At 71.7% G+C, this 12,535-nt stretch carries 13 protein-coding genes; 7 read left to right on the plus strand and 6 right to left on the minus strand.

Annotated features, from left to right (window positions below; genetic code table 11):
* Positions 1-52 precede the first annotated feature (52 nt).
* Together CLV40_RS09865 and CLV40_RS09870 are read left to right on the plus strand one after the other, a co-directional pair.
* The gene (locus CLV40_RS09865) at positions 53-484 is read left to right on the plus strand and encodes an acyl-CoA thioesterase (RefSeq protein ID WP_104478539.1); all 432 of its coding nucleotides are present in this window, start codon (positions 53-55) and stop codon (positions 482-484) included.
* A complete protein-coding gene (locus CLV40_RS09870) occupies positions 477-1,109 on the plus strand; it encodes a DUF8010 domain-containing protein (protein WP_104478540.1) in 633 nt (210 codons plus the stop codon). The genes CLV40_RS09865 and CLV40_RS09870 overlap by 8 nt, the downstream gene beginning before the upstream one ends.
* A gap of 14 nt (positions 1,110-1,123) precedes the next feature.
* Here CLV40_RS09870 and CLV40_RS09875 read toward each other — a convergent pair whose 3' ends face one another.
* The 3 genes from CLV40_RS09875 to CLV40_RS09885 all read right to left on the minus strand — a co-directional run bounded on the left by CLV40_RS09875 (position 1,124) and on the right by CLV40_RS09885 (position 4,217).
* Positions 1,124-2,707 (minus strand): glycoside hydrolase family 13 protein, encoded by a 1,584-nt coding sequence (locus tag CLV40_RS09875; RefSeq protein ID WP_245931191.1) that lies wholly within the window; start codon positions 2,705-2,707, stop codon positions 1,124-1,126.
* A gap of 67 nt (positions 2,708-2,774) precedes the next feature.
* Entirely contained in the window at positions 2,775-3,173 is a 399-nt protein-coding gene (locus tag CLV40_RS09880) for a globin (protein WP_104478542.1), read from the minus strand.
* A 24-nt stretch (positions 3,174-3,197) separates the two neighbouring features.
* Entirely contained in the window at positions 3,198-4,217 is a 1,020-nt protein-coding gene (locus tag CLV40_RS09885; protein WP_245931192.1) for a mechanosensitive ion channel family protein, read from the minus strand.
* Between the two features lie 303 nt (positions 4,218-4,520).
* Here CLV40_RS09885 and CLV40_RS09890 point away from each other — a divergent pair, with 303 nt between their 5' ends.
* Positions 4,521-5,090, plus strand: a complete 570-nt coding sequence (locus CLV40_RS09890) for an HNH endonuclease (protein WP_245931193.1) — start codon at positions 4,521-4,523, stop codon at positions 5,088-5,090.
* On the opposite strand, the gene CLV40_RS40725 is transcribed toward CLV40_RS09890, so the two are convergent.
* Complete coding sequence (locus tag CLV40_RS40725; protein ID WP_374066457.1) at positions 5,087-5,416, minus strand: hypothetical protein; 330 nt, start codon at positions 5,414-5,416, stop codon at positions 5,087-5,089. The genes CLV40_RS09890 and CLV40_RS40725 overlap by 4 nt on opposite strands.
* 541 nt (positions 5,417-5,957) lie before the next feature.
* Between CLV40_RS40725 and ctaJ the strand changes: the two genes are divergently transcribed.
* Together ctaJ and CLV40_RS09905 are read left to right on the plus strand one after the other, a co-directional pair.
* Positions 5,958-6,218: an aa3-type cytochrome oxidase subunit CtaJ gene (gene ctaJ / locus CLV40_RS09900; RefSeq protein ID WP_104478544.1), complete on the plus strand. Its 261-nt coding sequence runs from the start codon at positions 5,958-5,960 to the stop codon at positions 6,216-6,218.
* Positions 6,205-6,702 (plus strand): DUF5130 family protein, encoded by a 498-nt coding sequence (locus CLV40_RS09905; protein ID WP_181043416.1) that lies wholly within the window; start codon positions 6,205-6,207, stop codon positions 6,700-6,702. Before ctaJ ends, CLV40_RS09905 begins: the two co-directional genes overlap by 14 nt.
* A gap of 105 nt (positions 6,703-6,807) precedes the next feature.
* Here CLV40_RS09905 and pepN read toward each other — a convergent pair whose 3' ends face one another.
* The gene (pepN, locus tag CLV40_RS09910) at positions 6,808-9,375 is read right to left on the minus strand and encodes an aminopeptidase N (protein WP_104478545.1); all 2,568 of its coding nucleotides are present in this window, start codon (positions 9,373-9,375) and stop codon (positions 6,808-6,810) included.
* A gap of 213 nt (positions 9,376-9,588) precedes the next feature.
* Between pepN and CLV40_RS09915 the strand changes: the two genes are divergently transcribed.
* Both CLV40_RS09915 and CLV40_RS09920 read left to right on the plus strand, forming a co-directional pair.
* Positions 9,589-10,212: a mycothiol-dependent nitroreductase Rv2466c family protein gene (locus tag CLV40_RS09915; RefSeq protein WP_104478546.1), complete on the plus strand. Its 624-nt coding sequence runs from the start codon at positions 9,589-9,591 to the stop codon at positions 10,210-10,212.
* A 180-nt stretch (positions 10,213-10,392) separates the two neighbouring features.
* Complete coding sequence (locus tag CLV40_RS09920; RefSeq protein ID WP_219823939.1) at positions 10,393-11,823, plus strand: aldehyde dehydrogenase family protein; 1,431 nt, start codon at positions 10,393-10,395, stop codon at positions 11,821-11,823.
* Here the strand turns inward: CLV40_RS09920 and CLV40_RS09925 are convergent.
* A complete protein-coding gene (locus CLV40_RS09925; protein WP_104478548.1) occupies positions 11,820-12,515 on the minus strand; it encodes an MBL fold metallo-hydrolase in 696 nt (231 codons plus the stop codon). The genes CLV40_RS09920 and CLV40_RS09925 overlap by 4 nt on opposite strands.
* Between the last annotated feature and the right edge of the window lie 20 nt (positions 12,516-12,535).

Raw genomic sequence — 12,535 nt, forward strand, 5'->3', positions numbered from 1 at the left:
ATAAGGTCGTCGTACGGCGTTTCGCCGGGACTTCACGGCTGGGAGGCAGCAGTTGGGTGTGTTCGTCGCCGAGGTGCGGCCGCGGTGGTCCGATATGGACCTCTTCGGCCACGTCAACCACGCCAACACGGTGACCCTGCTGGAAGAGGCCCGGGTCGACCTGCTCTTCCGCGAGGCCGCCCTGCGCGGCGCGGACGACCTGGCCAGGGGTGTGGTGGTGGCCAAGCTGGCCGTCGACTACAAGGCGCCCCTGTTCGCCAACGGCGGCGCCTTACGGATCGAGATGTCGGTCCGGGAGATCCGGGCCGCCTACTTCGTCATCGACTACTCGGTCCGCAGCGGCCCTTCGGAGTCCGATCCGGTGGCGGTGACCGCGTCGACCACGCTGGCCCCGTACGACCTGGCCAGCGGCAAGCCCCGGCGCATCACCGACTCCGAACGCGACTTCCTGGCCGCCTGGCACAGCGGGGGCAACGGTGCCTAGCCTGAGCTTCGCCGACCCGGCCGACCGCGACGACCTCGGCGCCTTCGTGGCCCGCGCGGTCCGCCTCGACCAGCAGGCCGTGGTGCGCCTGCGGGCCAGGGACGAGGGCCTGGTCGACGCCTGGGTCGCGACCCCCTTCGACGTCCTGGCCACCCGCACCGCCCGCGGCGAGATCACCCCGTCGGACACGACCGTCTCCGGCACCGAGCTCCTCACCGCCTTGGCCGTGGTCCGCGGCGCCGAGCTGGACCCGGGCCCGTCCCGCGACCTGCTCTGGCGCTCGGCGCTGCCGCCCACCCGCCACTGGCAGGTCGTGGACCACCTGCCTGCCAAGGCCGTGGCGGAGCTGGCGGACAAGGGGATCGCGGTCGCGCGGGAGAACACCGGCCCCCAGGGCACCCCGCCCGCGTCGCTGCTGGACCAGACGGTGCTGACGGTGACCGGCGACGGCCTGGAGATCAAGGTCCCGCTGCGGTGCCTGTTCGCCCTCTCGGGCATGGGCTTCCTCACCGACTCCGACGACGACCACATCCGCGTCACCGCCACGGACTCCTGGCTCCGCCTGGACGCCCGCTACGGCGCGGTGGTCCGCCGCCGCCACGCCCTGCTGCCGCTGCTGGTCTGACCGCGAACCCCCGGTCAGACCAGCCAGACGGCGGTCTCCGGGGGCAGCTCGTCGCCCGCCATCGGTCCCGAGGACAACAAGATCTCACCGGGGGGCAACGGAACCGGCGCGTCGGACGTATTCAACGCACAGATGAGCCCTCCGCCCTTGCGCCGGTACGCGAAGCAGCCGGGGGGAGCGCCGTACCACTCCAGTTCGGTGCCGCCGAAGCCCGCGTGGGTCTTGCGCAGTTCCAACGCCGCCCGGTACAGCGACAGCATCGAGTCGGGGTCCTCCAACTGGGCCTCGACCGTGAGCGCCGCCCACTCCGGCGGCACCGGCAGCCACGGCGCCCCGGTCGAGAACCCGAACGGCGGCTCGGAACCCTCCCAGGGCAAGGGGATCCGCGCCCCGTCGCGGCCCCGGTCCACGTGACCGGAGCGCTCCCACAGCGGATCCCGCAAAGCCCAGTCCGGCAGTTCGACGTCCGGCAGGCCGAGTTCCTCGCCGTTGTATAGGTACACCACGCCCGGCAGCGCCAACTGCACCAGCGCCATCGCGCGGGCCCGCCGGATCCCGCGCGCGCCGCCGCCGTAGCGGGTCACGTGCCGGGTGACGTCGTGGTTGGACAGCGTCCACGTGGCCGGTGCGCCGGACCGGGCCACCGCCGCGAGCGAGTGGTCGATGGCCCGGCGGACCGCGTCGGCGTCGAAGTCGGTGTGCGTCAGGGCGAAGTTGAAGGCCAGGTGCAGCTCGTCCGGCCGGACGTACCCGGCGAACTGCTCGTCGGTCTCGACCCAGACCTCGCCGACGGCCATCGTGCCCGGGTACTCGTCGGCGACCTTGCGGATCAGCCGGTGCACCTCGTGCGTGGCCTCGTTGTCGAACCGGGGGTCCAGCGGTCCGTGCGTCGCGGAGCGGTCCGCCGACAGCAGGTGTTCGGGCATGTCCGGCAACCCGGCCGGTTTGCCCATCGCGTCCGCGACGTCCACGCGGAAGCCGTCCACGCCGCGGTCGAGCCAGAAGCGCAGCGTCCGCACCAGGTCCGCGCGCACCTCGGACTCGTCGAAGTTCAGGTCCGGCTGCTGCGGGGTGAACAGGTGCAGGTACCACTGGCCGTCCGGCACCCGGGTCCACGCCGGACCGCCGAACACGCTGATCCAGTTGTTGGGGGGTAAGGCTCCCCGGCCGTCGCGGAAGACGTAGCGGTTGCGCTCGCGGCTGCCCGGCGGCGCGGCCACGGCCTCCTGGAACCACGGGTGCCGGTCGCTGGTGTGGTTGGGCACCACGTCGATGGTGACCTTGATGCCGTGGTCGTGCGCCTCGGCCACCAGCCGGTCGAAGGCTTCCAGGTCACCGAAGAGCGGGTCGACCTCGCGGGCGTCGGCCACGTCGTAGCCGTGGTCGACCATCGGGGAGCGGAAGAACGGGGTGAGCCACAGCGCGTCGACCCCCAGCAGCTCCAGGTAGCCGAGGCGGGAGCGGATGCCCTCCAGGTCACCGACGCCGTCGCCGTTCGAGTCGGCGAAGGAGCGGACGTAGACCTGGTAGAACACCGCGCGCTGCCACCACGGCGGGACCGGGGAGCCGGTCGGGTCGGACTCGGCGGTTCGTCGCACGGTGAACCATCCTGCCATCGCGGGGCGCGCGGACGGCCCCAACCGCCGGACTGTGACCTTGGACCGGTCAGCCCCAGCTGTTGAGCAGGCTGTTGGCGGCCATTTCCAGGTACTGCCACAGCCGCTCCCGGTGCGGCTCGGACAGCCCGGCCTCGTCCACCGCGATCCGCATGCACCGCAGCCACGCGTCGCGCTGGAGCGGGCCGACGGTGAACGGCTGGTGCCGCATCCGCAGCCGCGGGTGCCCGCGCCGGTCGGAGTAGGTGTGCGGGCCGCCCCAGTACTGCATCAGGAACAGCCGCAGCCGCTCCTCGGCCGGGCCGAGGTCCTCCTCCGGGTACATCGGCCGCAGGATCTCGTCGGCGGCCACCTCGGCGTAGAACCGGGCCACGATGCGGCGGAATGTCTCCTCGCCGCCGACGGCCTGGTAGAAGTTCTCGATCTCGGGATCGCTCGGGGTGCCCACGCGCCCATCCTCCCCCACGCGGCGCTACGCGGGCGGCGTCGGGGGGAACAGCCGACCCATCGGCGGCTGGATCCCCGCCTCCTCGATCGCGCCCATCGCCCGCGCCCGCAGCGCCCGCTGCACGGCCCACTGCCTGCCCGGCCGGACCTTGACGGTCATCCGGATGGTGATGCTCTCCGGCGTCACCTTCTCCACGCCGAGCACCTCCGGCGGCTCGATGACGTCCGCCGACATCTGCTCCTCCGCCACCGCGTCGCCGATGACCTTGGCGAGCAGGTCGGTGACCGCGTCCACGTCCGCGCCGTAGCCGACCGGCAGGTCGACCACCGCGACCGCGAAGCCCTGGCTGGAGTTGCCGACCCGGAGGATCTCGCCGTTGCGCACGTACCACACGGTGCCGTTGACGTCACGCAGCGTGGTCACCCGCAGTCCGACCGCCTCGATCGTGCCGCTGGCCTCGCCGACGTCCACCACGTCACCGACGCCGTACTGGTCCTCCAGCATCATGAAGATCCCGGACAGGAAGTCCTTGACCAGGTTCTGCGCGCCGAACCCGAGCGCGACGCCGACGATGCCCGCCGAGGCGATGATCGGGCCCAGCTGCACCCCCAGCTCGCCGAGCGCGAGGATGAACGCCAGCCCGTAGACCAGGAACGTCACCACGGACTTGAGCACCGAGCCGATGGTCCTGGCCCGCTGCGCGCGCCGCTCCGAGACCACCAGCGAGCCCAGCGCCTGCGGTGCCCGCTCCTTGAGCGGCCGCAGCAGCGCGGGCGTCTTGCCGTTGCCCGAGGTCAGCTTGTCGATGAGCCTGCGCACGGCCAGCCGGATCAGGAACGCCACCACGAAGATCAGCAGGATCTTCAGCGGCTTGGCCACCAGCCAGCCCGCGGAGGCCGCCAGCCACTCGTTCCCGGTCAGCCGCCACACCTCGGCGCACCACGAGCCGTCCTCGGTGATGCACTTCGGCGGCGCCGTGATGAACGGGAGGTCGGCGCGGAGGAACCCGGTCGGGAGTAGCGCGGGGATCAGCTCGGGAGTCATCGAGCGCGACGATAGCCGGGTGGCGTGAACGCCCCGAACCGGGCGCCCCCGGCGGCTGCGCGCCGCGGGTGGGTTCACCGTGATTTAGCTGGGCGATCCGGGACACGTCACATAACACACGTGCGTTCCGGGTCGGGTTTGTGGTCGACTTAGGCCAGCACCGGTGGAGGTGGTCGAGTGCCAGACCGACAACCGACCCGCTCCGGCGCGCCCTCGGGGCACGCGCCGGGGCCGAAGCTTTGCCCGGACCCGGGTCACCCGGGTCCCGCGCTCACGCGCGCCAGGGCCGCCCCGAGCGCTGTCGTGGCCGTCCCGACCGGTCCGCCGGTCGTGGCCGTCCCCGCGCCGGTCCCCTCGTGGGGCAGGCGCCGGGTGCTGCTGCTCAACACGACCTTCGAGCCGCTGACCGCGCTGTCGCTGCGCCGTGCCGTCGTGCTGGTGGTCTGCGGCAAGGCCGAGGTCGTGCACGGTGACCCGGCGGGTCTGGTCGTGCACTCCGCGACGTCGAACGTGGTGGTCCCCTCGGTGATCCGGCTCAGCAGCTACGTCCGCGTGCCCTACCGCGGGCGGGTGCCGCTGACCAGGGCCGGGCTGATGCACCGCGACCGGTACCGCTGCGCCTACTGCGGTGGCCGCGCGGAGACGATAGACCACGTGGTCCCGCGCAGCCGCGGGGGTCAGCACACGTGGCAGAACTGCGTCGCCTGCTGCGCCAAGTGCAACCACCGCAAGGCGGACAAGATGCTCGCCGAGCTGGGCTGGCGCCTGCGCGTGGTCCCCAACGCCCCGCGCGGCGCGCACTGGCGGCTGCTGGCCGGTGTCGTGGACACCGATCCGCTGTGGCTGCCCTACCTGGGCGAACCCGCCGCCTAGGCGGCCGTGACGCGGGTGCCCGCGGTGACCCTGGTGCCGCGGGTCACCCGGGTGCCGCGCGTGACGCGCGTGCCCCGGTCGACCAGCGAGGTGACCCGGGTACCGCACTCCAGCAGCGCCGTGACCCGGGTACCCCGGGTGACGCGCGTCCCCGCTTCGAGCCGCGAGGTCACGCGGGTGCCCCGGGTGACGCGCGTACCCCGGGTGACGCGGGTGCCGCACTCCAGCAGCGAGGTGACGCGGGTACCGCGGGTCACCCTGGTTCCCCTGGTGACCCGGGTGCCGCTCTCCGGCAGGAACGTCACCCGCGTGCCGCTCTCGAGCAGTGCGGTCACCCGGGTGCCCCGGTCCTGGGACGTGACCCTGGTGCCGCGGGTCACTCTCGTGCCACGCTCGGCGGCGGTGACCCGGGTTCCCCGGGTCGCGCGAGTACCCATCAGCATTCGGCCACCCTGTTGCGTCTTGTCAGCCATCTGGGTGATGATCTTGTCCGCGTGGCGGGAAGCGATGGTGTACATGGAGTGGCCTCCTGAGGGCGGTTGCGCGTCTGGAGAGCGGAAGGTCGTCTTCGCAAGGGCCGTACAGGTGAAAGCTATGGCGCAGATCGGTAACGGACAAGACGTCCGGCCCTCCCAAGGGCTGCAACCTGCTGGTTTGGGGCCGTTCGCCCCTTGTCGATAGGCAGAAAGCGCTACCCCCGAGGACGGCACTCGGCGCAGCAGCCTTACCAGGAGAGCACCAACCACTCACGCGGTGCGACCACCGGGTTGCCCACCCGGAGCGGTGTTCACACCCCGGGGTCACCGGGGTAGGTCCCAGCCGGAGGTCTCGCGGCCGGTCACGCGCCTGTCGGCTACCGTATCCGCTGTGACGCTCGTCGAGACCCTTCTCGTCTTCGCGGCGATCCCGCTGGCCATCTACGGCGTGATCGCCCTGTTGACGCTGCGCGAGAAGTTCGCCAAGGCCCCGCGCTACCGCCCCGGCCAGGAGTGGGAGCACGAGCCCGTGTGGTGGACCGCCAACCCCGCCGGGCTCGGTGCGGCGCACGCCGCCCACCACACCCCGCACAACGACGCCCCGGCCCAGCCGGTGCGCACCGCGAAGGGAGGTGCTCGTGGTGGCTGGTGAACTCGCCCACCGCAACACCGCCGACACGGTCCTCGAGGACCCGGAGCACGGCTACGGCGCGGCCCGCACGGCCAGCGGCCGGATCTCCGTCGCCCGGCAGAAGGAGGTCGCGCCCCCGGGTCTGCCGTTCAACACCGTCCAGCTCACCCGGCTGGACGAGGCGCTGACCCTGGCCTCCCGGGCCACCGGCATCGCCTTCAGCGTCTACCTCGGCGACCTGGGCAACGACTCCCGGGACCGGGCGGAGGAGCTGCACGCGACCATCCCCGACTCGGCGGACGCGGTCCTGATCGCGGTCTCCCCGGGCAAGCGCCGGGTGGAGATCGTCACCGGCACCGAGTCGTCCCGCAGGCTGACCGACCGGGGCTGCAACCTGGCCGTCATGAGCATGGTGGCCTCCTTCAAGGAGGGCGACCTGATCGGTGGCCTGGTGAGCGCCCTGCGCATGCTGGCGGACCAGGCGGGCCACGCCCCCCGGCGCTGACGGCGCACGACAGCGAACCGGCCCGGACCGCTCTGGTCCGGGCCTTTTGCTTGTCCAGCAACGAAAAGGGCCCGCGACCGGCGGTCGCGGGCCCTGTGCCTCCGGTCAGGAACCGTCGAACTCCCGGGCCGCCAGCGCGCGGAGGATGCCCGCGCGGCCCTCGGAGACCAGCCGCCGCAGCGCGGGCGGGTGGTCCTCGCCTGCCAGCCACTCGTCCGCGGACTCCACCGTGGACCGGGTGACCGCCCACGCCGGGAACAGGCCGAGGGCGACCGACTGCGCCCGCTCGCTCGACCGGCGGGCCCACACGTCCGCCACGTCGGCGAAGTAGCGCGGCGCGTAGGACGCCAGCAGCGGTCGCTGCGACGGGTGCGAGAAGCCCGCGATGATCGCCTCGTTGATCGCGTTCGGCAGGTCGTCGTCGTGGATCGCGCGGCGCCAGGCCTCGGCCTTGCCCTCCTCGGTCGGCCGCAGCGACCGGGCGATCTCCGCCTGCCGCCGACCGGCCGCCGTCGAGTCGCGCTGGAGCTCGGCGTCGATCTCGGACTCCGCGGCCGCGCCGTGCGCGACCAGCGAGTGCAGCAGCCGCCAGCGCAGGTCGGTGTCGACCACCAGACCGGCCAGCGGCGCGGAGCCGTCCAGCCAGCCGCGCAGGGTGGCCAGCTTGGCCTCGTCGAGCACCGAGCCGGTCAGCGAGTTGACGAACGCCAGCTGGTGGTCCGAACCGGCTTCCGCGGCCAGCGCCAGCGCCAGGATGCGGTCGGTGAACTGCTGCCAGCCGCGCGGCACCCACTGCGGGTCCCCGTACGAGCCCAGAGCCGTCTGCGCCTGCAGCAGCAGCCGCTGCACGACACCGACCTCGGTCTCGGCGGCCAGGCCGTGGCAGACCAGGGTGACGAAGTCGCGGGCCTTCAGCTCGGCCTCGCGGGTCATCTCCCAGGCGGCCGACCAGCACAGCGTGCGGGGCAGCGGCTCGGTGATGTCGCCGATCCGGTCGATCAGCGTGGTCAGCGAGCCCGGGTCCAGCCGCATGGTGCAGTAGGTGAGGTCGTCGTCGTTGACCAGGACCAGCTTGCCGCTCGCGGCGCCGACCAGGTCGGGGACGTCCGTGCGCTCACCGGACACGTCGATCTCGACGCGGTGCGTGCGCACCAGCCTGCCGTCGACGTCGTCGTAGACGCCGATCGCGACGCGGTGCGTGCGCAGCTCGCCCTTGCCCGGCTTGGCACCGCCCTGCAGCACCGCGAACTCGGTGAACTTGTCGTCCGCGTCGACGTCGAACCGGGCGCGCAGCGAGTTGAGGCCGGTGGTCTCCAGCCACTGCGCGCTCCACCACGACAGGTCGCGGCCGGACGCCTCTTCCAACGCCCCCAACAGATCCGACAGCGTCGCGTTGCCCCAGGCGTGCTTGGCGAAGTACACCCGCAGCCCGGACAGGAAGTTGTCCAGGCCGACGTAGGCCACCAGTTGCTTGAGGACGCTGGCGCCCTTGGCGTAGGTGATGCCGTCGAAGTTGACCTCGACCGCCTGCACGTCCGGGATGTCCGCGGCGACCGGGTGCGTGGACGGCAGCTGGTCCTGCCGGTAGGCCCAGGACTTCTCGATGTTGGCGAAGCTGGTCCAGGCGTGCTCGTACTCGGTCACGTTGGCCTGCGCCAGGACGCTGGCCCAGGTGGCGAAGGACTCGTTGAGCCACAGGTCGTCCCACCAGCGCATGGTGACCAGGTCGCCGAACCACATGTGCGCCATCTCGTGCAGCACGGTCTCGCAGCGGCGCTCGTAGGCGTAGCGGGTGACCCGGCTGCGGAAGACGTAGTCCTCCAGGAAGGTCACGCAGCCCGCGTTCTCCATGGCGCCCGCGTTGAACTCCGGTACGAAGCACTGGTCGTACTTGCCGAACGGGTACGGCACGCCGAAGTTGTCGTGGAAGAAGCCGAAGCCCTGCTTGGTCTCGGTGAACAGCCGCTCGGCGTCCATGTGCTCGGCCAGCGACGCGCGGCAGTACAGGCCGAGCGGGATCGTGCCGTGCTCGTCGGTGTACTCGTCGCGCCATTCGGCGTAGGGGCCCGCCACGAGCGCGACCAGGTAGGTCGACATCGGCTTGGTGGTCTCGAACTCGTGCCGCGAGACGCCTTCCACGCCGTCGACCGGCTCGACCGCGGCGGCGGCGGAGTTGGAGATGACCTTCCACGACTCCGGCGCGACGACCGCGATGTGGTAGGTCGCCTTCAGGTCGGGCTGGTCGAAGCAGGCGAACATCCGCTTGGCGTCGGCGGTCTCGAACTGCGTGTAGAGGTAGACGCCCTTGTCCACCGGGTCGACGAACCGGTGCAGGCCCTCGCCGGTGTTGGTGTACAGGCAGGTCGCCGTGACGGTCAACACGTTGTCCGCGGCGAGATCCGGCAGCCGGAGGCCGGTTTCCTGGGTGTAGCCGGAGACGTCGAGCGCGACGCCGTTGAGCTCGGCGGAGAGCACCGACTCGGCGACGATGTCGATGAAGGTCTCCGCGCCCGGTTCGGTCCCGGTGAAGCGGATCGTGCTGCGCGAGCCGAAAGTCGCCTCGCCCGGCTGGCCGAGGCCGTCGGTGAGGTCCAACTCGATGGAGTACGACGCCACCTGCAGCAGCGCGGCCCGCTGTTGGGCTTGGTCTCGGGTCAGGTTGGGCGCGGCCACTCGAACACCTCGGCGAACTCGTCGGTCGGACTGGGGATACCAGGGCAGAGATAGCAGGGTTGGTGCGTTACTGACAATGGCATCCAATCACGCCGTGCGGGCCGATGGTGTCGAGGAGGCGCGGGAAGCTTTCCCAGAAGCCGCGTGTTGGTGGTGTTGGGGCCGTTCGCGCGCCGGTCGTGAGCGGCGAAGAGCACAACTGGGAGAGACCTGATGACCGCACCTGCGTCCACCGGGCAGACCAAGGTCGACTTCTACTTCGACCCGATCTGCCCGTTCGCCTGGATCACCTCCCGGTGGATCTTGGAGGTCGAGCAGCACCGCGACCTCGACTTGAGCTTCCGCGTGATGAGCCTGTCGGTGCTCAACGAGGGCCGTGACGTGCCCGAGCAGTACCGCGAATCGCTGGCCAAGGGCTGGGGGCCGGTCCGCGTCGCCATCGCCGCCGCCCAGCGGCACGGCGACGAGGTCCTGCGCGACCTGTACACCGCGCTGGGCACCCGGATCCACAACCAGGGCGTCAAGGACTACCTGGAGGCCATCAAGGGCGCGCTGGCGGACACGGGCCTGCCCGCCGACCTGATCGACGCCGCCACCAGCACCGAGTACGACGAGGCGCTGCGCAAGTCCCACCACGAGGGCATGGACCCGGTCGGCCAGGACGTCGGCACGCCGACCATCCACGTCAACGGGGTGGCCTTCTTCGGCCCGGTCCTCACCGAGATCCCGCGCGGCCAGGACGCGCTCAACGTCTTCGACGGCGCGGTCCTGCTGTCGTCCTACCCGAAGTTCTTCGAGCTCAAGCGCAGCCGCACCGGTGAGCTGAAGTTCGACTAGTCCGGTTCGACCGTCTCAAGTGGTCCGGTCCGCTTTCCGGCCGGGGGGAGTGAGCCGCGCGCGGCGCGCCGATTGTCCGGTGCGCCGTGCGCGGCTCATCTCGTGCGTGCGCTCCCGCACCCCGATGTGACACTCTGACCCCCGTAGGTGCGGATGAGTGTCACAAGTGCGGGAGGAACCATGGCGGGTGTCGACCTCAGCCGGGAGATCGGGCACGTCATCGGCGGCCGGGTGATCGAGCAGGCGGGGGAGCGGATCGAGGTGGTCGACCCGGCCACCGGCGGGGTTTTCGCGACCGTCCCCGCGGGCACCGCGGCCGATGTGGACACCGCCGTCGCCGCCGCGGCAGAGGCTTTCGGCCCCTGGTCGGCCACCGACCCCGCGCACCGGGCCGCGATCATCCGGCGGGTCGTCAACGGCCTGTCCGCCCACCGCGACACCATCGCGTCGACGATCTCCAGCGAGATGGGCGCACCGCTCGGCTTCGCGGTGAAGCTCCAAGCCGGGCTGCCGATCGCCACCGCCGCCGGGGTCGTGGACCTGCTGGAGAGCGGCTACCGGTTCAGCGAGGAGATCGGGAACTCGCTGGTCCTGCGCGAACCCGTCGGCGTGGTCGGCGCGATCACGCCGTGGAACTACCCGCTGCACCAGATCGTCGCGAAGGTCGTGCCCGCGCTGGCCGCGGGCAACACGGTCGTGCTCAAGCCGAGCGAGGTCGCGCCGCTCAACGCCAACCTGTTCCTGTCCGTGCTCGCCGTCGCGGGCGTGCCGGACGGCGTGGTCAACCTGGTGCACGGCACCGGCCAGGTCGTCGGTGAGGCCATCGCCGCGCACCCGCGCGTGGACATGGTGTCGTTCACCGGTTCGACCGCGGCGGGCCGCCGGGTGGCCGCGGTCGCGGCGGCCACGGTCAAGCGGGTCGCGCTGGAACTGGGCGGCAAGTCCGCCAACGTCGTCCTCGACGACGCCGACCTGCCGCGCGCCGTGAAGATCGGCGTCGCCAACGCGTTCGTCAACGGCGGCCAGACCTGCACGGCGTGGACCCGGCTGCTGGTGCCCGAGGACCGGCACGACGAGGCAGCGGCGCTCGCCGCCGCGGCCGCTGCCCGCTACACCGTCGGGCACCCCCGCGACGAGGCCACCCGCATCGGCCCGATGGCCTCCGCCGCGCAACGCGACCGCGTGCTGGGCTACCTCCGCACGGGCGTGGCGGACGGGGCCGAACTCGCGTACCAGGCCGACATCAGCCACCTGCCCACTACGGGCGCGTACGTGCCGCCGACGGTGTTTTCCCGTGTGCGCCAAGACATGCGCATCGCACAAGAGGAGATCTTCGGCCCGGTGCTGTCGATCCTGCCGTACCGCACCGAGGACGAGGCCGTGTCGATCGCCAACGCCACGATCTACGGCCTGGCAGGCGCGGTCTTCAGCGCCGACCCGGAGCGCGCGCTGGCGGTCGCCAAGCGCTTGCGCACCGGGCAGGTCGACATCAACGGCGGCGCGTTCAACCCGGTGGCGCCGTTCGGCGGCTACAAGCAGTCCGGCAACGGCCGCGAACTCGGCCGCCACGGGCTCGAGGAGTTCACCGAGGTGAAGTCGATCCAGCGCTAGCGGTCCGACCGCCCGGCGATCTCCGCGCGCTGCGCCAGCACGAACTCGGCGTCCACTGGCTCACCGTGCCCGGGAACCACGGTCCGGGGATCCAGGCCGAGCAGGGTGTCCAGCGCGGCGGGCCACTCCAGCGGGTACGAGTCCTCGCCGACCGACGGCGGCGCGCCCTGTTCCACGGTGTCGCCAGCGAACACCACACCCGCGTCGGGCACGTGCGCGATGAGGTCGTTGTCGGTGTGCCCGCGACCGGGGTGCACCAGCGAGACCACCCGCCCACCCAAGTCCACCTCGACGGAGTCCGCGATCTCCTCGGTCGGCAGGACGAGCCGCGCGGAGAGCAGGCGCTCCGCCACCTCGTCCCGCCCGTCCACGCGGTACTTCGCGGCCCACTTCTCGGCTTGCACCCCGCCGTGCTCGCGCATTTCGGTCGTGCAGCGGGGATGCGCCAGGACCGGGGCGTCGCCGAAGGCGGCGGTGCCGAAGAAGTGGTCCCAGTGCGCGTGGGTGATCACCACGGTCCACGGCAGCGCGGTCAACCCCCGGATGGCCGCGGCCCACTCGGCGCCGTGGTGCTCGTCGGTCCCGGTGTCGATGACCAGGCAGCGCTCGTCGCCGATCACGAGACCGAGCGTCTGGTCGAGTTCTTCGTAGCGCCGGGCGTACACCCGGTCCGCGACTTCGATCCACCTCATTCGCCGGTTCTACCCGAAGT

The sequence above is a fragment of the Actinokineospora auranticolor genome (assembly GCF_002934265.1).
GTDB classification, from domain to species: Bacteria; Actinomycetota; Actinomycetes; order Mycobacteriales; family Pseudonocardiaceae; genus Actinokineospora; species Actinokineospora auranticolor.

Bases quoted from the DNA above. Each gene is read 5' to 3' on its own strand.
- CLV40_RS09885 (WP_245931192.1), bottom strand. From the start codon at position 4,217: ATGACTCCCGAGCTGATCCCCGCGCTACTCCCGACCGGGTTCCTCCGC.
- CLV40_RS09915 (WP_104478546.1), top strand. From the start codon at position 9,589: ATGACCGCACCTGCGTCCACCGGGCAGACCAAGGTCGACTTCTACTTC.
- CLV40_RS09920 (WP_219823939.1), top strand. From the start codon at position 10,393: ATGGCGGGTGTCGACCTCAGCCGGGAGATCGGGCACGTCATCGGCGGC.
- CLV40_RS09925 (WP_104478548.1), bottom strand. From the start codon at position 12,515: ATGAGGTGGATCGAAGTCGCGGACCGGGTGTACGCCCGGCGCTACGAA.